The sequence below is a fragment of the Nocardioides luteus genome (genome assembly GCF_000960475.2).
GTDB lineage: Bacteria > Actinomycetota > Actinomycetes > Propionibacteriales > Nocardioidaceae > Nocardioides > Nocardioides luteus_A.
The window spans coordinates 22,655-40,271 of the sequence record NZ_JZDQ02000035.1 but is presented as its reverse complement, the minus strand read 5'-3'; the positions used below and the strand labels follow the sequence as shown (position 1 = coordinate 40,271).

Genomic DNA, 17,617 nt, shown 5'->3' with positions numbered 1-17,617 from the left:
TAGATCTCCCCTGAGGCCCTCCCCTTGAGGATTGCCCGAGGATGAATCGTTTCGGACTCGTGATTCGTGTTTGCACCTCTCTTCGGCGCAAATCTCTCTACGATGCGAAACGCCGCGACCTGACGCGGCGAGTCCCCGAGAGGAGCAACCCGTGAAGCTCGGAATGCAGGGAATCAGCCTTGCACTCGTCGCGGCGAGCCTGGTGATCACACCGGTCGCCGCGGTCGCTGCGAAACCGGATCCCAGCGGCATCGACAAGCTCAAGGCCACGGCCGACCAGACCGTCACCCTCAAGAAGGAGGGCGCCACCGGCCTGCTCGGCTTCGTGTCCACCAAGGGCGACCTGCTGCCCCGTGTCGCCGCCGACACCAAGTCCGAAGCCGCCGCGAAGGCGCGCGCCTACCTCGACGAGTACGCCTCGGTCTTCGGCGCGAAGGCCGGCCAGCTCGACCAGTCGAAGGTGAGCACGACCCCGGCCGGCTGGACGGTCGAGTTCGAGCAGGCCTACCAGGGCGTGCCGGTCTTCGGCGGCGTCCTCAAGGCCCACGTCGACAAGTCCGGCGACCTCACCTCGGTCAACGGCTTCGCCGCCCCGAACCTCGACCTCAGCACGACCCCGAAGTGGTCGAAGGAGAAGGCCACCGCCAAGGCGCTCCAGCTGGTGAAGGCGAAGCCGGCGGAGGCCCCCGTCGACAGCAAGATCGACACGAGCGGCCTCGAGGTCGTCAAGGCCGACCTCAACATCTACCGCATGGGCGCCGCCCAGGGCGTGAGCGGCAAGAGCCTGCTCGCCTGGGTCATCGAGGTGTCCAACAAGTCCACCGTGCGCGAGACGCTCGTGCTCGACGCCGCCACCGGCAAGCCGGTCAACCGCTACTCGATGATCGACAACGCGACCGACCGTGAGCTGATCGAGAAGCACAACACCGGCGACACCACCGACGACGCCACCGTCTGGCGCGAGAACGACGCCTTCCCGGGCACGCTCGACAAGGACCAGGCCAACGAGGTCGCCACCACCGGCGAGTCCTACTGGCTCTACAAGAACACCTTCGGCCGCGACTCCTACGACGGCAACGGCGCCAAGATGGTCACGGTCAACAACGACCCGGCGATCTCGTGCCCGAACGCCAACTGGAACGGCGAGACCACCAACTACTGCTCCGGCGTCACCTCCGACGACGTGGTGGCCCACGAGTGGGGTCACGCCTACACCGAATACACCTCCGGCCTGATCTACCAGTGGCAGCCGGGTGCGCTCAACGAGGCGTACTCCGACATGTGGGGCAACACGGTCGACTTCCTCAACGCGCGTGAGAACACCACCGACGACGTCGACCGCACCGACGGCCACTGCTCCTCGTCGACGCGTGGGGCGATCGAGCTGACGATCAACTCCCCCGCCGACATCGCGGGCGGCTGCCCGGCGGCCGCGGCCAACTTCGGCCCGGTCTACCCGACCTCGGGCGTGACCTCCGACATCGTCGTGGGTCAGGACGACCCGGCCGACGGCAGCCCGACCAACGGCTGTGGCGCGTTCACCAACGCGGCCGACCTGGCCGGCAAGTTCGTCTACGTCGACCGCGGCGTCTGCTCCTTCGCCACCAAGGTCGCGAACGCGAACGCGGCGGGTGCCAAGGGCATCGTGATCGGCTTCCTGCAGGGCCAGCCGATCGGCTCGATCTCCGGCAACTCCAGCATCTACGGCGCGACGACCGACTTCGCCACCGGCCAGAAGATCAAGAGCGCCACCTCGACGGTCAACATCACCATCAAGGACGCCTCGACCAGCACCAAGGACGACTCCGTACGCTGGCTGATGGGTGAGGACTCGACCGCCTTCGGCGGCGCGATCCGCGACATGTGGAACCCGACCTGCTACGGCGACCCGGGCAAGGTCTCCGACGCGGAGTACCACTGCGACGGTGCCACCGACTCCGGCGGCGTCCACACCAACTCGGGCGTCATCAACCACCACTACGCCCTGCTCGTGGACGGTGGCTCCTACAACGACGTCAACGTGGCGGGCATCGGCCTGGACAAGGCGGCCAACCTGATCTGGCACGCCCAGACCAACTACCTGACGCCGACCTCGGGCTTCCCCGAGTTCGCCCAGGCGATGGTCTCCTCCTGCGCCGACCTGATGGGTGTGACGACGCTCAAGAAGCTCACCCTGGGCACCTCGACCCCGCAGGCCGGCGGCGGCGAGACCCCGGGTGGCGAGGCCGTAGCCCCGGCTCTGGAGCCGATCACGGCCGACGACTGCGCGTCGGTCGCGGCGGCCAACACGGCCACCGAGCTCACCAAGGAGCCGGCCCAGTGCAACTTCGGCCCGATGCTCGACCCGAACACCCCCGCGCTCTGTGGCGAGGGCACCAACGAGGTCACCACCTACACCGAGGACTTCGAGGACGGTCTGGCCGGTTGGACCCAGGACGCCGAGGCCGGCGTGCCCGGCAACGACTACCCCTGGGAGGCGGCCAGCGACGTCGAGGACAACGCCACCGGTGTCGCGTTCGCCCCCGACCCCAACGAGGGTTCCTGTGGCTCCGCCACGGGTGACATCACCAGCCGGAACGGCCTGATCAGCCCGGCCCTCACGGTGCCCAAGGGCCTCTCGCCACGGTTCAGCTTCGACCACTCGGTCCTGACCGAGTGGGGCTATGACGGTGGCAACGTCAAGGTCTCGGTCAACGGCGGCGAGTTCAAGCTCGTCGACCAGGCCGCGTACGCCTTCAACGCACCGGGCGGCACGATGAGCGCCGACAGCGGCTACATGGAGGGCGAGCCGGCCTGGACCGGATCCGACGGCAACAGCTTCACCGGTAAGTGGGGCACCACCATCGTGAAGCTCGACTCCGTCGCGGCCGCGGGCGACACCGTGCAGTTCCGCTTCGACTTCGGTCGTGACGGCTGTGGCGGCGCCCGGGGCTGGGCCGTCGACAACGTCAAGGTGAGCTACTGCACCGAGAAGGCGGTCCCGGAGATCTCCGCCACCTCGCCCAAGCGCGGCAAGGTCGAGATCACCGTCGACGGCGAGCGCGCCACCGGCGAGATCGTCGTCAAGGAGCACGGCATCCGCGTCGGCCGCTTCACCCTGAAGAGGGAGGAGGCGACCTTCCGGGCGCTCCGAGGCACGCACACCTACGAGGTGGCCTACTCGGGTGACCGGAGGAACGAGGCGATCACCGACACGGTGACCGTCACTGTCAGGTAGCCGTCACACCGTCAGAGGCCCCGCCGGCCCGCCACCTCACCGTGGCCGCCCCGGCGGGGCCTTCTGTGTCCCTACACTCACCCCATGCGCGGAACGATCCTGACCCTCGGCGGTGGCGGCTTCTCGATGCCCGACGTGCACGGCCGGGACTTCTCACCTCTCGACGCCGAGCTCGGCCGCCTGAGCGGCAAGGAGCGGCCCAAGGTCTGCTTCATCGGGACCGCGAGCGGCGACGCGGACAGCTATCACGACAAGTTCCTCGCGGCGTACGCCGACCGTGCCGAGGCGAGGGTGCTGTCGCTGTTCAACAAGGCGCCCGAGGGGCACGAGCTCCCGATCGACGACCTCGAGCAGCTGCTCGACCAGGACATCGTCTACGTCGGCGGCGGGTCCACGGCCAATCTGCTGGCGGTGTGGCGGCTGCACGGCCTGCCGGCGCTGCTCGAGAAGGCCGCCGCCGGCGGGACGATCCTGGCGGGGATCTCGGCGGGGGCCAACTGCTGGTACGAGGCCTCCTCGACCGACTCCTTCGGCCCCACCGCGCCGCTCCCCGACGGCCTGGGCTTCCTCCCCGGCTCGTTCTGCCCGCACTACCTCGGCGAGGCCGACCGGCGGGAGACGTACGTCCGGTTCGTCGGCTCCGGGGCGCTGCCCGCGGGCTACGCGGCCGATGACGGCGTCGCGCTGCTGTGGCGCGATGGCGAGCTGGTCGAGGTGCTCAGCGAGCGGCCCGACGGCGTCGCCTACGCCGTCGGACCGGACGGCGAGACCCCGCTCGAGGTCAGGGTTCTCGGCTAGGGCAGGTAGAGCAGGACGTACGTCGCGACGTGGCAGAAGGCGAAGAGCGCGGGCGCCCACACCTCGATGTTGCTCATCGGCAGGTAGCGCGAGCTGTCGCGACCGAGGCCGACGGCCGACCACTCCGCGACGCCGGGCGCTGCCGGCAGCTGCTTCTCGAGGTGGGAGATGACGCTGTATTTCCCGCCCGCCATCTGCCGGTAGGACCGGATGATCCAGAACCAGCCGAGGCAGAGGCCGAGGGCGGCGATCAGCGCGACCGTGAACAGCCAGGGGCGCTCGGGAGCGTGGGCCAGGAGGGCGGTGCCGGCGACCAGGACGCCGATGTTGAGGATCAGGAAGAACGCGCTGGTGATCGTGCGCCTCACGCTGAGCCGCTCGGCCTCGGCGACGTAGAGCTTGTACTGGTCGAAGAGCACCGCGCGGTCACCGCTGGAGAGCACGTCGGGAGGCAGCACCCACAGACCCTCGGCGAGCGCCGACGGGTTCGGCTGGTTGGCGGTCACATAGCTGCGCACCACGGTCTGCGACTCGGCTCCGGGAATCAACTGGTTCTCCATAGTGCCTAGTTGTCTACCGGTCCGGGCGAGTGATGTCCATACGACATTCGTCACCGTGGCGCAGGTGTGACCGAGGTGTTCACCGGCGGCCGTTCCTAGGTCAGGGCCCGCAGCGTCGCGGCAGCCTCGTCGACGCACTCGGGAAGGCCGAGGTCGGTGGCACCGGACACCCACCGGGAGAAAGCCGTCTGGAAGACCGCGACGCCGCCGTAGGCGGCCATCGCGGCGGTCGGCTCCCCCACGCCACGCTCGGCGAGCGCGGCCTGCGCAGCGGCCGTCATGGCGGCCATCTTGAGCAGCTCACGCTCCTGGAGGGCCGGGGTCGCCTCGACGATCCGGGACCGCTGGGCGGCCTGCTCGCGGGTGCGTGCCTCCGCGAGCCCCACCGCCGCCGCGCGTACGCCGCCGATCACCATCTCGAGCGGGGTCGCCTGCTCGTCGGCGGCAGCGATCGCCTTGACGACCATCTCGTCGAGGGAGTTGGGGTTGGCGAAGAGCACCTCGCGCTTGTCGGCGAAGTGGCGGAAGAAGGTGCGCTCGGTGACCCCGGCCCGGGCAGCGATGTCACCGGCGGTCGTGCCGTCGTAGCCCTTCTCGGCGAACAGCTCGAGGGCAGCGGTCAGCATCCGACCACGCGCGTCCGGCTCCCATCTCGCCATGGGCCCATCCTAGCGTGATGTCAGTTCATGACATCATCTGCTACGGTTGATGTCAGTAACTGACATAGGAGGAAGCATGACGAACATCTTCATCACCGGAGCCTCGGGCTGGATCGGCTCGGCGGTCACCGACGAGCTGCTCGCTCACGGCTATGCCGTCACGGGCCTGGCCCGCTCCGACGAGAGCGCCGCCGCTCTCGAGGCCAAGGGCGTGACCGTCCACCGCGGCTCGCTCGACGACCCCGACACGCTCGCCACCGCCGCGAAGGCGTCCGACGGCGTGATCCACCTGGCCTTCAAGCACGACTTCAGCGACTACGCGGGAGCCGGCCACACCGAGAACGCGACGGTCGAGGCCATGCTCACCGCGATCGAGGGGAGCGGGAAGCCGTTCCTGCTCGCCTCGGGACTGATCAGCGACGTCACCGGGCAGCCGTTCACCGAGGACGACGCCAACCCCAACCACGGCCGCGACTCGATGCGCGGCGGCAGCGAGAACCTCGCGCTCGGCTACGCTGACCGAGGCGTACGTCCCGTGGCGCTCCGCTTCGCGGCCTCGGTCCACGGCGAGGGCGGTGACCACGGCTTCGTCGCGGTCCTGTCATCCATCGCCCGGCAGCACGGCGTCGCCGGCTACATCGGCGACGGCCAGAACCGGTGGCCGGCCGTGCACCGCACCGACGCGGCCCGCATGGTCCGGCTCGCGCTGGAGAAGGCGCCGGCGGGCTTCCGTGCCCACGCGGTGGCCGAGGAGGGCATCCCCACCCGCGAGATCGCCGAGGCGATCGGCCGCCGTCTCGAGCTGCCCACGGCCTCGATCGACCCGGCGGACGCCGAGGCCCACTTCGGCTGGCTCAGCAACTTCTTCGGCTTCGACGCCTGGGCGTCCGCCGAGCAGACCCGTCGTCTGCTCGGCTGGGAACCGACCATGCCCACGCTGCTCGAGGACATCGCGGCCGGCGCCTACGACGCCTGAGTCAGATGGCCTTGCCGACCGAGGCGGCGCCGGCGGCCTCGAACTCCTTGAGGAGCCGGCGTCGCGTACGGGTGTCGCCGCGGACCGCCTTGACGAGCTTGACGAGCTGCGACGGCGCGTTGCGCACCGTGGTGGACTCGAGGAAGCCGTTGGGCAGCGAGAGGCGCAGCACCTTGTGCCACGCCGAAGCGACCTGCTGCGGCATCGGCGCGGTGTGGTAGTTGAGGCCGTACTTGTCGAAGAGCGCGCGGACCTTCGGCGCGATCTCGGCGTAGCGGTTCGAGGGCAGGTCCGGGAAGATGTGGTGCTCGATCTGGTGGGACAGGTTGCCGGTCATCACGTGCAGGAACTTCGAGCCGGAGATGTTGGCCGAGCCGAGCATCTGCCGGACGTACCACTCACCGCGGCTCTCGTTCTCCGGGATGTCCTTGAGCTCGAAGGTCTCCACGCCCTCCGGGAAGTGGCCGCACATGATCACCGAGTGGGTCCAGACGTTGCGGACGAAGTTGGCGGTCAGGTTGGCCAGCAGCGTGGTCGGACCGGAGAGGGTGACCATCGAGACGAGCGGGTGGGCGACGTAGTCCTTGAACGCCTGGCGGCGGATCTTGGCGAGCGTCTTCTTCGCCGCGATCTGCCACTCGGCGGACGGGCGGCGGCCCTTCTTCTTCTGCCGGATCACCCGGCCGAGCTCGAGGTCGTACATCGCGATCCCGTACTCGAAGATGCACATGTTGAGGAAGTTCATCGCGGGCTGGAACAGGCTCGCCGGTGTCCAGCGCTGCTCCTCGTCGACGCGCATGATGCCCCAGCCGAGGTCATTGTCCTTGCCGACGATGTTCGTGTAGGTGTGGTGCAGCTCGTTGTGGGAGTGCTTCCAGCCCTCGCTCGTCGAGGCGTTGTCCCACTCCCACACGGTGGAGTGGATCTTCGGGTCACGCATCCAGTCCCACTGGCCGTGCATGATGTTGTGGCCGATCTCCATGTTGTCCAGGATCTTGGCGATCGAGAGACCGACGGTGCCGACGACGAACGCCGGCGGGAAGATGCTCGCGAGCAGGACGGCGCGGGAGCCGAGCTCCAGCGAGCGCTGGACCTTGATGACCTTGTGGATGTAGGCAGCGTCCCGCTCCCCGCGGGTGTCGATGACCTCTTGGCGGATGGCGTCGAGCTCGCGGCCGAGCTGCTCGATGTCCTCGCGGGTGAGGTGGGCGATCGGGCCGGTGTAGGCCGGGGCGTCAGGTGCGATGGTCATGGCTGTCTCACTTCTCGTCTTGTGGGGGTTCAGGAGGCGGGGTGGTCGATGACGCACTCGCCGGCGGCGGCGGAGATGCAGGTCTGGATCGGTACCCCTTCGGGGCCGGTCTCACCCGGCCGGGCGACGGTGAGCTCGCCGTTGCGGAGGTCGCGCACGGCGCCCTCCTTCATCGGGAGCACGCAGCCGAAGCAGATGCCCATACGGCAGCCGCTCGGCATGAGGACGCCGGCCTCTTCGGCCGCGTCGAGGATCGGCTTGTCACCAGGTGCGTCGACGGTCTTGCCGGTGAAGGTGAGCGTGCCACCCTCGCCGGTCACGACCGTGGCCAGGCGGAACTGCTCGGTCTGGAGCGGCAGGCCCTCCGCGTCGTACCAGGCCTGGAGGTTGTCGAGGAGCCCGGCCGGCCCGCAGGCGTAGGCCTTCCGCTCCTTCAGGTCGGGGACGAGCTCGGTCAGGGTGTCGATGTCGAGGCGGCCCTCGGAGCCGGTGTAGCGGGTGACGAGGCGGATCGCGCCGGCCTCGTGGAGCGACTCGAGGTTGCGGATGAAGATCGAGTCGGGGCGGCTCGGTGCGAGGTGGACCACGGTGACGTCGAGACGCTGGTGCTCGACGACACCCTCGTCGGTGACCGGGAAGAGGTTGCGCAGCATCCCGATGACCGGGGTCACGCCGGAGCCGGCGGTGACCATCAGGAACTTGTGGCCGCGCAGGTCGCTGGGCAGCACGAAGTCGCCGGCGGCCTGCTCGAGGTGGACGATCTTGCCCGGGCGCAGGCGGCGCACCAGGTGGCTGGAGACCTTGCCGTCGGGCACGGCCTTGACGGTGATCGAGATCAGGCCGTCCTTGCGGGGCCCGTGGGTCAGCGAGTAGGCCCGCCAGTGGCGTACGCCGTTGACGTCGACGCCCACGCGGACGTACTGACCGGGCGTGTGGCCCGCCCAGTCGGCACCGGGCTTGATCTCGATCGTGGCCGCGTCGGCGGTCTCCGGAGTCACCTTCACGACGCGTCCGCGCAGGTCAGCGCCGGGGCGGAGCGGGTTGAACATGTCCAGGTAGTCGGCCGGCGCCAGGGGCGTGGCGATCTTCTCGGCGACCCCCCACGCCTTGCGCGAGAGCCGCGCCCGCCATGCGGGTCGCCTGGCCTCGCCCGGGGCGAACAGGGCGGGGGATGTGGAGATCTCAACCATGCTTTCCATGATGCTATTTGTGCGAGGTAAACTCCTGTGTCAGCGACGTGAATCTGATAGGTGGATTTATACGTGACGAACAAAAGTTCCCGAGATGCCCTGACACTTTCGTCTTATGACGTCCATCTGACGCCCGAGATCGTCGCCTCGATCCGGGAGGTGCTGCCCCGCGTCAGCGAGGACGTCGTGGCGGCGATCACCGCCGAGGTGCCGGCCTATCGCGACGCCTTCTCGGGCCCGATGGGCGAGACGATCCGTACGGCCGTGGGCATCGCGCTGGGCGGGTTCCTGTCGCTGGCCTCGGTGGACGAGCTTCCGGCCGAGGTGGCCACCGCCACTCCCCCGGCCCTCGAAGGCGCCTACGGGCTGGGGCGCGGAGAGGCCCGTTCGGGCCGGACGACCGAGGCGCTGCTGGCGGCGTACCGCATCGGCGCCCGGGTCGCCTGGCGCGAGCTCTCCAGAAAGGCGGTCGAGGGCGGCATGGCGCCGGAAGGGCTGGTCGAGTTCGCGGCGCTGGTCTTCGCCTGGATCGACGAGATCTCCGAGGCCTCCGCCGCCGGGCACGCCGACGAACGCGCCACCACCGGCCGGGTGCAGCGGCAGCTGCGCGAACGGCTCGCCCGGCAGCTGCTGGCCGGCGCGAGCCCCGAGGAACTCGACGACGCGGCGGTCCGTGCCGAGTGGACCCCACCGAGCACGCTCACGGCCGTGCTCGTCCCCAACTCCCAGGTCGGCAGCATCCTCGCCAAGGTCAACCAGGCGACGCTGGAGCACGACGATCTGACCGACCTCGACGACCACACCCTGCTGCTCGTCCCCGACGCCCACGGCCGCCGGCGCCGGGCGCTGATGAAGGCGCTGGAGGGGCGCCGGGCCGTCGTCGGGCCGGCCAAGCCGTGGCGCGAAGCCCGGATCTCCTACGAGCGCACCCGGCGCGCTCACGTCGCCGGCCTCGGCTCCGATACCGAGCAGCACCTCGTCGAGCTGGTCCTCTCCGCCGACATCGACGCCCGCGAGGACCTCCGCGCCCAGGTCCTCGCCCCGCTGGCCGAGCTGCGCCCCGCCACCGCCGAGAAGCTCACCGAGACCCTCCGCTCCTGGCTCCTCCACCAGGGCCGGCGCGACGAGGTCGCCGCCGAGCTCTTCATCCACCCCCAGACCGTCCGCTATCGGATGGGACAGCTGCGCGAGGCGTACGGGGACCGGCTCGACGACCCCGCGACTCTCCTCGCCCTCACGGTCGCCCTGGGCTGACCTGCTGGGTCATGGCGTACGTCGGCTCGGAGCTGCTGACCTCCCAGCCGAACAGCTGCGCGTAGAACCTGGCGAGCGCGGGCGGGTCCGTGCAGGCGAGGTTCACGCCGATCCAGCCCGTGGCGCCCCTGATTCCCGCCACGTCACTCACCCATCCCGCGGATCCTCGCCGACGAGGCCGTCGATGGACTCGCGGATGAGGTCGGCGTGGCCGGTGTGGCGGGCGTACTCCTCGATCATGTCGGCGATGTAGCGGCGGGCGTTGGCCTCGACGCCCCATTCGGCGTTGGTCGCGAGCGTGTCCATCCCGTCCTTGGCCAGGGCTTCCGCGATCGAGCGACGCGATCGGGCGACCGCTCCCTCCCACAGGGCCATCAACCCGTCGGCGGTGTCCTCGGCCTCGGTCTTCCAGTCCCAGCCCTCCTCCCCCGGGCCGTAGGACGCCCAGACGTCCGGGTAGCCGTTGTCGGCGAGGACCGCGGTGAAGTAGTGGTCCTCGCAGAACGCGAGGTGCTTGAGGAGCCAGCCGAGGGTGATCCGGGACGGCTCGAGCCGCTGGCGCAGCTGCTCGTCGGTCAGCCCGCCGCACTTCCAGGCGAACGTGCGCCGGATCCGGTCGAGCGTGCTGAGCAGGGTCCCGGTCTCGTCCATGACCGGGGTCATCTCGAGCGGCTGGGTGGGGTCGATGATCGTCATGTGGCCCACGGTAGGCCGGGTTCCGGACGTACGTCTTCCGCTACTGCGGCATGGTGATCGGTTAAACGGGGTACCACCCCAGCCATGACTGACGCCACTGCATACCGGTCCATGACCGCGACGACGCTGCAGACCGCAGCGACCGTCGTGGGCGGGACCTTCCTGCTCGTCGGTGTCCTCGGGTTCATCCCGGGAATCACCACCGACTATGACTCGATGACCTTCGCCGGCCACGAGTCCAACGCCCAGCTCCTCGGCATCTTCCAGGTGTCGATCCTGCACAACATCGTGCATCTGCTGTTCGGGATCGCCGGCCTCGTGCTGGCCACCACGTGGAACGGAGCCCGCGCCTTCCTGATCGGCGGCGGGGCGATCTACCTCGTGCTGTGGATCTACGGCCTCGCCATCGACCATCAGAGCGCCGCGAACTTCGTGCCGCTCGACGACGCCGACAACTGGCTCCACCTGATCCTCGGCGCCGGCATGATCGCCCTCGGCCTCGCGCTGGGACGGACGCCGCACACCGGAGAACACCTGGCACCCTGACCGCCCCGTCCCGGGGAAGGCGCTCGCGGGTCCGCCCGGACGTCGCCGGAGAGGACGTACGTGATGGAACGCAGGAGCGTGTGGCTGGCCACGGCAGAGATGCCGCGGTCAGCCGCCCTGGACACGGAGCTCGAGGTCGATGTCGCCGTGGTGGGTGGTGGCATCGTCGGCTTGACGACCGCGCTGCTCGCGCAGCGACGCGGCCTGCGGGTCGCGGTGCTGGAGGCGGCGACCGTGGGGGCCGGCACCACCGGGTACACCACCGGGAAGGTGACCGCGCAGCACGGGCTGATCTACGCCGACCTGGTCGATCGGCACGGGGACGACGGCGCGCGCCGCTACGCGGACGCGCAGCGGGCCGGGGTCGAGCAGGTCGCCGACCTCGCCGCGGAGCTGCGGATCGAGTGTGACCTGACCCGCGCCCCGGCGCTCACCTACACCCGGTTGCCGGAACAGCGGTCGCAGATCGAGGACGAGGTCAAGGCTGCGGCTCGGCTCGGGCTGCCGGCACGGGTGGCCGACCGGACCGACCTGCCGTTCGACGTCGAGGCGGGGGTCGTGTTCGACGACCAGATCCACTTCCATCCCGGCAGGTATCTGGCGGGCCTGGCTGCCGCGTTCACCGCGGCCGGAGGACCGATCTTCGAGGGCACCCGGGTCACCTCCATCGACGAGCAGCGTGATCGTACGGTCGAGCTCACCACTCCCACCGGGAAGGTGGTCGCCCACCAGGTGGTCGTCGCCACGCTGCTCCCGCCCGGGCTGCTCGGCGGATACTTCGCGCGCACCAGACCCTCACGCTCCTACGGGTTGGCGGTCCGCCTGCACGGCGCGGCCCCGACCAGCATGGCGATCAGCATCGACACACCCAGCCGCTCGACCCGGCCGTGGCTCGACCCCGGCCCGAACGGCCTGATCGTGGTCGGCAACGGCCACGAGACCGGCGCCGAGTCCGACACCGAGGCGATGTACGCGGACCTCGAGGCCTGGACGCGCGCCACCTTCGACGTCGAGGCGGTCGACTACCGGTGGTCGTCCCAGGACTACCTCACCCCGGACCGCGTTCCCTATGTCGGCCACTCGCCGACGAGCGAGCAGGTCCTGGTGGCCACCGGCTTCCAGAAGTGGGGCCTGAGCAGCGGAACCGCGGCCGCCATGATGCTGGCCGACCTTCTCGCCGGCAACGACAACCCGTGGCTCCCGACGTTCGACGCCGGCCGTATCGGCGGCGTCCGGACCGTCGGCCGCCTCATCAAGGACAACCTCAAGGTGGGCCAGGAGCTCGTCGCGGGCCGTCGCCACGACCCCGATGCCCGCCCGGCCGCCGAGCTGCGCCCGGGCGAAGGCGGGCTCGTCGACATCGGCGGCCACACCGTCGGCGGCTATCGCGACTCCGCGGGCGCCCTGCACACGGTGAGCCCCCGGTGCAGCCATCTCGGTTGCCCGCTGCACTGGAATCCCGCCGAGACCAGCTGGGACTGCACCTGCCACGGCTCCCGGTTCTCCCCCGACGGCTCCGTCCTCGACGGGCCCGCCGTCCGGCCGCTCGGCCGACCGACCACGGACACGCGGGGTTGACCTCAACCCGGCTCGAGGATCGATGCTGAGGTCATGAGGTTCACCGACACCCAGCTCCGCTATCTGCGCACCCAGCTCCTGGGCAGGCTCGCCACCCTGGCCCCCGACGGCGGCCTCCAGAACAACCCTGTCGGGTTCAAGATCGACGAGGAGCACCGGATCGTCATCGGCGGCCACCAGATGGGCAGGTCCCGGAAGTTCAGGAACGCCCAGAAGCATGCCCAGGTGGCCTTCGTGGTCGACGACCTCGAGTCCACCGACCCGTGGAAGCCACGGATGATCGAGATCCGCGGGACCGCCGAGGCACTCACGGACGTCGATCCGCCGATGCGCGGGATGTCCCGCGAGATCATCCGGATCACCCCGGAGTGGATCAGGGACTACGGCCTCGGCGACTGAGTCAGCGCTTCCGCCACAGCCGTGCGGGCACCAGCGAGAGCGGGTTGACGGCCGCCCGGATGCGCTGCCACCGGGTGCGCGAGTCGGAGACCGACGAGCGAAGCGTGCCGACCTGCTCCCAGAACGCGGCCACCTCGGCGTCGTCCGGACCGGTCTCGCCGAACATCGTGGTGTCGGTGAGCAGCGCCAGCCCGGGGGCACCGTCCATGCCCGGCGAGGTGGCCAGCACGGACGCCTGCTCGCGACGCGTCGCCCCGACAGGTACGCGGACCCCGAAGTCACGGGCATGGTCGAGGGTCTCTCGCCAGCCACCGGAGAGACGGGCGACCGGAGTGCCCCGCGTCCGCCGGCGATGCCTGCGCCAGATCTTGGCGCCGATGATCGCCCCGCACAGGGCCGCGACGAGCAGCACCGGGATACCGACGTACGTGAAGACGGCGACCAGCCATCCGGGCAGCGTGAAGCCGTCGGGGCGCGAGTTGGCCTTCTGGTTGACCGACTCGTCCAGGGGGTCCCCGGAGGTCGCGGGCGGGCGCACCGGGGCCGGCGGCGGCACGACCTTGCCGGTGACGAGCTCCTCGGGCTGAGGGGCGTTCTGCTGGGGCGGCTTCTCGGTGTTCATGAACTCGGACCAGTCCAGGGTCGCCCAGGACCCGTCCGACATCCGAAGCTCGACCCAGGCATGCATGTCCTTGCCCTGGACCACACCGTCGGAGCCGACGACGGCCCCAAGGACCACCCGGGCCGGGACGCCGACCTGGTTGGCGAGGATCGCCATCAGCGCGGCGTACTGCTCGTCGTTGCCGGCGAGCTGGCCACCCTTGGCGGTGAAGTCGGCGAGGCGGCGCAGCGAGTGGCCGGCCGGGTACTGCTGGTTGGGCGGCTCCCCGTCCGTGTAGGTGCCCTCCTCCTTCAGCTTCGCGGCCACCGCCAGGGCGTTGGTGATCGGAGAGTCGCCACCACCGGCGTACTCGGCGGCGAGCGCCTGGAACTGGGCGGCCTCGTCGCCGATCGGCGACCCGCCGGACCACACCTCGCTCTTCTTGCTCACGTTCTCGTCGGTGACCGAGGCGGTGAACGAGTAGGAGTCGCCGGGCTTCAGCGCGGTCGGCAGGACGCCGGTCGAGGTGGCCAGGTTGTAGCGGAACGAGTCGGAGTCGGGGCCGTCGAAGGAGATGTGGGTGAGCGCGGTCGGCAGCGGCACCCAGACGCCGCCGAAGTCGTCGCCGATCGTGATCGTGCCGCGCACCTGCTTGCCGTCGGCGAGCGGGTTGCGCAGCGTCGAGCTGATCTTCTGGAAGGTGTCCTCGGGGCCTTCGGTCTCGCCGGAGTCGTTGGCCGCGCGCCAGACGGTGCCGTCGTACGAATCCATCGCGGCGACCCGGATCCGGGTGCCCTCGGGCAGACCCGAGACGGTGAACAGGTCCTTCTCGTAGAGTCGGCGGTCGTCCTCCGGCGTCTGGTAGCCCTTGGTGTAGACCCGGAAGCCGGCCAGCGGCGAGGGGTACTGCCCGACGTTGAAGGGCGGCTCGATCTCGCCGCGCAGCACGGTGCGCTCGGGCGCGAGACCGGGCAGCAGCGGCCCGGCGAGGAACGCCAGCCCGGCGGCGCCGAGGCACAGCGCGGCCCCGATCGCGGTCCGTGAGATCCGGCGGCCGCCGCCGGCGGCGGCGAGGGCACGGGCCCGCATCCCTCGGATGCAGAGCCAGGTGATCGCGAGCGCTCCGAAGAGCGCGCCGAGCAGGGCGGTCTTGGACGGGTCCTGTACGCCGAGCAGGATCACTCCGGCCATCAGCGCGAACGCGACGAGCACGGGCGGCAGGGCCGCCTTGACCCGCACCGCGAGCGCGAAGCCGAGGCAGCCGGCGACCAGGCCGAGGATGTAGGGGATCGTCAGCAGCGCCCCGCCGTCGACCGGCGGCAGCGTGGTCAGCAGTCGCTTCCAGCCGTGCACCGAGTTGTCGGCGAGCGTGCCGATCGTGTCCGGGACCGGCAGGAACGAGAGGTCGCCGATTCCGTGCAGCGCGACCGCGCCGCCGAGCACGAAGAAGGCGGCGAGGAGCCCGACCGCCAGCACGACGACCGGCTGGCCGCGGCCGACGAAGGCGATGAGGATCCCGAGCAGCAGCCCGGCGACACCGGCGATGAGGTAGGTCCAGCCGGCGTAGGTGTCGTCGAAGCCGAGGAAGGCGATGGTGCCGAGCAGGAAGAGGAGGACGCCGTCGACGGCGTAGTGCTTCGTCATCTTCATCCGGACAGGCCCTTCGACAGCACGACCGGCAGCTGGTCCAGATCGGGCAGGGTGATCATGGGCAGGTCGGCGATCGCCTTGAAGCCGGCGCGCTGCGAGGAGTCGACCCGCACGGCGACGGTGGTGGCGTCGACCGAGAACTGCCCGGCGGCGCGCTGCAGCGTGACGAACTCCGGGTAGCGCCCGGTCACCAGCATCACCAGCGAGGCGTCCGGCGCCTGCCGGGCGGCCTCGGCGGTGATCTCGATCAGGCTGGTGTGCTGCGGGGTCGCCCGGGAGCAGGCGTCGAGGGCCGTACGCCCTCCCCCGCTCGCCGCGGTGGCCCGCACCATGAGTACGTCGCCGGTCGCGAACGAGACGTCGAACTCGTCCAGGATCCCGCGACGGAGCAGGGAGCCCGCGATCGACATCGCGGTCTCGTACTCGTCCTCGGAGTCGTAGGACATCGGCGAGGAGTCGACGATGACGACGATGTGGGAGCGGCGGGTGTCGAGGAACTGGCGCACCAGCAGCTGGCCGTGGCGTGCCGAGGAGCGCCAGTGGATGTGGCGCAGGTCGTCGCCGGGGACGTACTCGCGCAGGGCGTGGAAGGCCAGGTCGCTCATCGAGGTGTTCTGTGCCGTCGAGCCCTCGAGGTCACGGACGAGACCGACCCCGAAGGGCTCCAGGTGGGTGGTGCGCGGGTGGACGAACACCTCGGTGCGGTCGGTCCACTCCTGCACGCGCCGGAAGAGACCGAGCGGGTCGCCGCGTACGGTCCGGACGGGGCCGACGTCGATCACGCCGCGGCGCTGGGTCGGCACCACGAAGAGCTCGGTGTGCTCGGCTCCCGGGAGCAGCATCGGCAGGTCGTACGTCACCCCACCTGCCCCGATCGGGAACTCCAGGCTCGTCGAGACGAGCGGGCCGCGCGCCTCGTTGCGGGCCCGCAGCTCGCCGGTCAGCGCCTGGCCGACGGCGACGCGCGGCGGCTCGACCACGGTCGCGACCGCGAGCCGGGTGCGCCCGATCATGAAGAAGGCCGCACCGATCAGGAGGAAGAGCGCCGCCATCGCCACCACGGCCGCCTCGATCCAGCCGAGCGCGGTCGCGGCGACCCAGGCCAGTGCGCCGAGGAGCAGCACGCCCCAGCCGATCGAGGTCACCGTGCCGAACCACGGACGGACCCGGTCGGCGACGAACGAGTAGGCCGAACCGGCCCCGGAGGCTACCGGGGCTGATCGTTCCCGCAGGTCAGCAACGAGGTTGCGGACACTGAGCCTGCTCATCTCAGGCGACACGCTCGGTGGGAGCCGGGACCGAGGTGAGCAGGTCGCCGATGACGTCCTCGACGGTGACGCCGTTGAACATCGCCTCCGGGTCGAGGATCAGGCGGTGGCAGAGCACCGGCTCGGCGAGCGCCTTGACGTCGTCGGGCAGCACCTGGGAGCGGCCCTCGGAGAGGGCCCAGACCTTGGCGGTGCGCACCAGGGCGAGGCAGCCACGCATGGAGGCCCCGAGGCGGATGTGCTTGTGGCGACGCGACTCGTCGATCAGCGCCGAGACGTAGGCGACGATCGCGGGGTCGATGTAGACCTGGTCGGCCATCTCGGCCATCTGGGTGACCGTCGGGGCGGTGATGATGGGGGTGACCAGCGTGGCCCGGTCGCGGACCGAGGAGTTCATCAGCAGCTCGACGGTGGCGTTCTGGTCGGGGTAGCCGACCGACGTCTTCATCAGGAAGCGGTCCAGCTGCGCCTCGGGCAGCCGGTACGTCCCGGCCTGCTCGATCGGGTTCTGGGTCGCGATCACCATGAACGGGCGGCCGACCTCGCGGGTGGCGCCGTCGACGGTGACCCGGCCCTCCTCCATGACCTCGAGCAGCGCCGACTGGGTCTTCGGAGAGGCCCGGTTGATCTCGTCGGCGAGCACGATCGAGTGGAAGATCGGGCCCGGGTGGAACTCGAAGGCGCCCTTGCCCTGGTCGTAGACCGTCACACCGGTGACGTCGGACGGCAGCAGGTCCGGCGTGAACTGGATGCGCGCGTGCGACCCCTGGACGGTGTTGGCCAGCGCGCGGGCGAGCTGGGTCTTCCCCGTGCCGGGGTAGTCCTCGAGGAGCAGGTGGCCCTCGGAGAGCAGCGCGGTCAGCACCAGGCGGATCACGTTGCGCTTGCCGAGCACCGCCTTCTCGACGTTGTCGCACAGCTTCTCGAACGTCTCGTGGAACCAGCGAGCCTGCTCGTGTGTGACGGTCATTTC

The 17,617-nt window shown here is 70.1% G+C and carries 16 protein-coding genes; 7 read left to right on the top strand and 9 right to left on the bottom strand.

Going from position 1 to position 17,617, the window contains the following annotated elements:
- The first annotated feature begins 151 nt into the window (after positions 1 to 151).
- Together UG56_RS21750 and UG56_RS21745 are read left to right on the top strand one after the other, a co-directional pair.
- Positions 152 to 3,217, top strand: coding sequence for a M4 family metallopeptidase (locus UG56_RS21750; protein ID WP_052693291.1), 3,066 nt, complete (start codon positions 152 to 154; stop codon positions 3,215 to 3,217).
- Between the two features lie 84 nt (positions 3,218 to 3,301).
- Positions 3,302 to 4,015, top strand: a complete 714-nt coding sequence (locus tag UG56_RS21745; RefSeq protein ID WP_045547697.1) for a peptidase E — start codon at positions 3,302 to 3,304, stop codon at positions 4,013 to 4,015.
- On the opposite strand, the gene UG56_RS21740 is transcribed toward UG56_RS21745, so the two are convergent.
- The gene (locus UG56_RS21740; protein ID WP_052693289.1) at positions 4,012 to 4,575 is read right to left on the bottom strand and encodes a RipA family octameric membrane protein; all 564 of its coding nucleotides are present in this window, start codon (positions 4,573 to 4,575) and stop codon (positions 4,012 to 4,014) included. The two genes, UG56_RS21745 and UG56_RS21740, sit on opposite strands and share 4 nt — an antisense overlap.
- A 95-nt stretch (positions 4,576 to 4,670) precedes the next feature.
- Positions 4,671 to 5,234: a TetR/AcrR family transcriptional regulator gene (locus UG56_RS21735; RefSeq protein ID WP_045547696.1), complete on the bottom strand. Its 564-nt coding sequence runs from the start codon at positions 5,232 to 5,234 to the stop codon at positions 4,671 to 4,673.
- A gap of 76 nt (positions 5,235 to 5,310) precedes the next feature.
- Here UG56_RS21735 and UG56_RS21730 point away from each other — a divergent pair, with 76 nt between their 5' ends.
- On the top strand, positions 5,311 to 6,210 hold the full coding sequence (locus UG56_RS21730; RefSeq protein WP_045547695.1) for an SDR family oxidoreductase: 900 nt from the start codon (positions 5,311 to 5,313) through the stop codon (positions 6,208 to 6,210).
- Between the two features lies 1 nt (position 6,211).
- On the opposite strand, the gene UG56_RS21725 is transcribed toward UG56_RS21730, so the two are convergent.
- Together UG56_RS21725 and UG56_RS21720 are read right to left on the bottom strand one after the other, a co-directional pair.
- Complete coding sequence (locus tag UG56_RS21725) at positions 6,212 to 7,462, bottom strand: fatty acid desaturase family protein (RefSeq protein WP_045547694.1); 1,251 nt, start codon at positions 7,460 to 7,462, stop codon at positions 6,212 to 6,214.
- A 29-nt stretch (positions 7,463 to 7,491) separates the two neighbouring features.
- Entirely contained in the window at positions 7,492 to 8,652 is a 1,161-nt protein-coding gene (locus tag UG56_RS21720) for a ferredoxin reductase (protein ID WP_045547693.1), read from the bottom strand.
- Positions 8,653 to 8,724: 72 nt separating this feature from the next.
- Between UG56_RS21720 and UG56_RS21715 the strand changes: the two genes are divergently transcribed.
- On the top strand, positions 8,725 to 9,906 hold the full coding sequence (locus UG56_RS21715) for a PucR family transcriptional regulator (RefSeq protein WP_084101408.1): 1,182 nt from the start codon (positions 8,725 to 8,727) through the stop codon (positions 9,904 to 9,906).
- On the opposite strand, the gene UG56_RS27650 is transcribed toward UG56_RS21715, so the two are convergent.
- Both UG56_RS27650 and UG56_RS21710 read right to left on the bottom strand, forming a co-directional pair.
- Positions 9,887 to 10,057 carry a VOC family protein gene (locus UG56_RS27650; RefSeq protein ID WP_177191527.1) on the bottom strand — a complete coding sequence of 57 codons (171 nt, stop codon included), beginning with the start codon at positions 10,055 to 10,057 and terminating at the stop codon, positions 9,887 to 9,889. The genes UG56_RS21715 and UG56_RS27650 overlap by 20 nt on opposite strands.
- Positions 10,054 to 10,602 (bottom strand): DinB family protein, encoded by a 549-nt coding sequence (locus tag UG56_RS21710; protein ID WP_045547692.1) that lies wholly within the window; start codon positions 10,600 to 10,602, stop codon positions 10,054 to 10,056. The genes UG56_RS27650 and UG56_RS21710 overlap by 4 nt, the downstream gene beginning before the upstream one ends.
- 111 nt (positions 10,603 to 10,713) lie before the next feature.
- Here UG56_RS21710 and UG56_RS21705 point away from each other — a divergent pair, with 111 nt between their 5' ends.
- The 3 genes from UG56_RS21705 (at position 10,714) to UG56_RS21695 (ending at position 13,125) form a co-directional block, all read left to right on the top strand.
- Positions 10,714 to 11,148: a DUF4383 domain-containing protein gene (locus UG56_RS21705; protein ID WP_045547691.1), complete on the top strand. Its 435-nt coding sequence runs from the start codon at positions 10,714 to 10,716 to the stop codon at positions 11,146 to 11,148.
- Between the two features lie 63 nt (positions 11,149 to 11,211).
- A complete protein-coding gene (locus UG56_RS21700; protein ID WP_045547690.1) occupies positions 11,212 to 12,726 on the top strand; it encodes an FAD-dependent oxidoreductase in 1,515 nt (504 codons plus the stop codon).
- A 33-nt stretch (positions 12,727 to 12,759) separates the two neighbouring features.
- On the top strand, positions 12,760 to 13,125 hold the full coding sequence (locus UG56_RS21695) for a PPOX class F420-dependent oxidoreductase (RefSeq protein WP_045547689.1): 366 nt from the start codon (positions 12,760 to 12,762) through the stop codon (positions 13,123 to 13,125).
- 1 nt (position 13,126) lies between these two features.
- On the opposite strand, the gene UG56_RS21690 is transcribed toward UG56_RS21695, so the two are convergent.
- The 3 genes from UG56_RS21690 to UG56_RS21680 are packed head-to-tail and all read right to left on the bottom strand — an operon-like array spanning position 13,127 to position 17,614.
- Complete coding sequence (locus tag UG56_RS21690) at positions 13,127 to 15,376, bottom strand: DUF3488 and transglutaminase-like domain-containing protein (RefSeq protein ID WP_071327249.1); 2,250 nt, start codon at positions 15,374 to 15,376, stop codon at positions 13,127 to 13,129.
- Positions 15,373 to 16,644 carry a DUF58 domain-containing protein gene (locus UG56_RS21685; RefSeq protein ID WP_071327248.1) on the bottom strand — a complete coding sequence of 424 codons (1,272 nt, stop codon included), beginning with the start codon at positions 16,642 to 16,644 and terminating at the stop codon, positions 15,373 to 15,375. Before UG56_RS21685 ends, UG56_RS21690 begins: the two co-directional genes overlap by 4 nt.
- A 1-nt stretch (position 16,645) precedes the next feature.
- A complete protein-coding gene (locus UG56_RS21680) occupies positions 16,646 to 17,614 on the bottom strand; it encodes an AAA family ATPase (RefSeq protein ID WP_045551361.1) in 969 nt (322 codons plus the stop codon).
- Between the last annotated feature and the right edge of the window lie 3 nt (positions 17,615 to 17,617).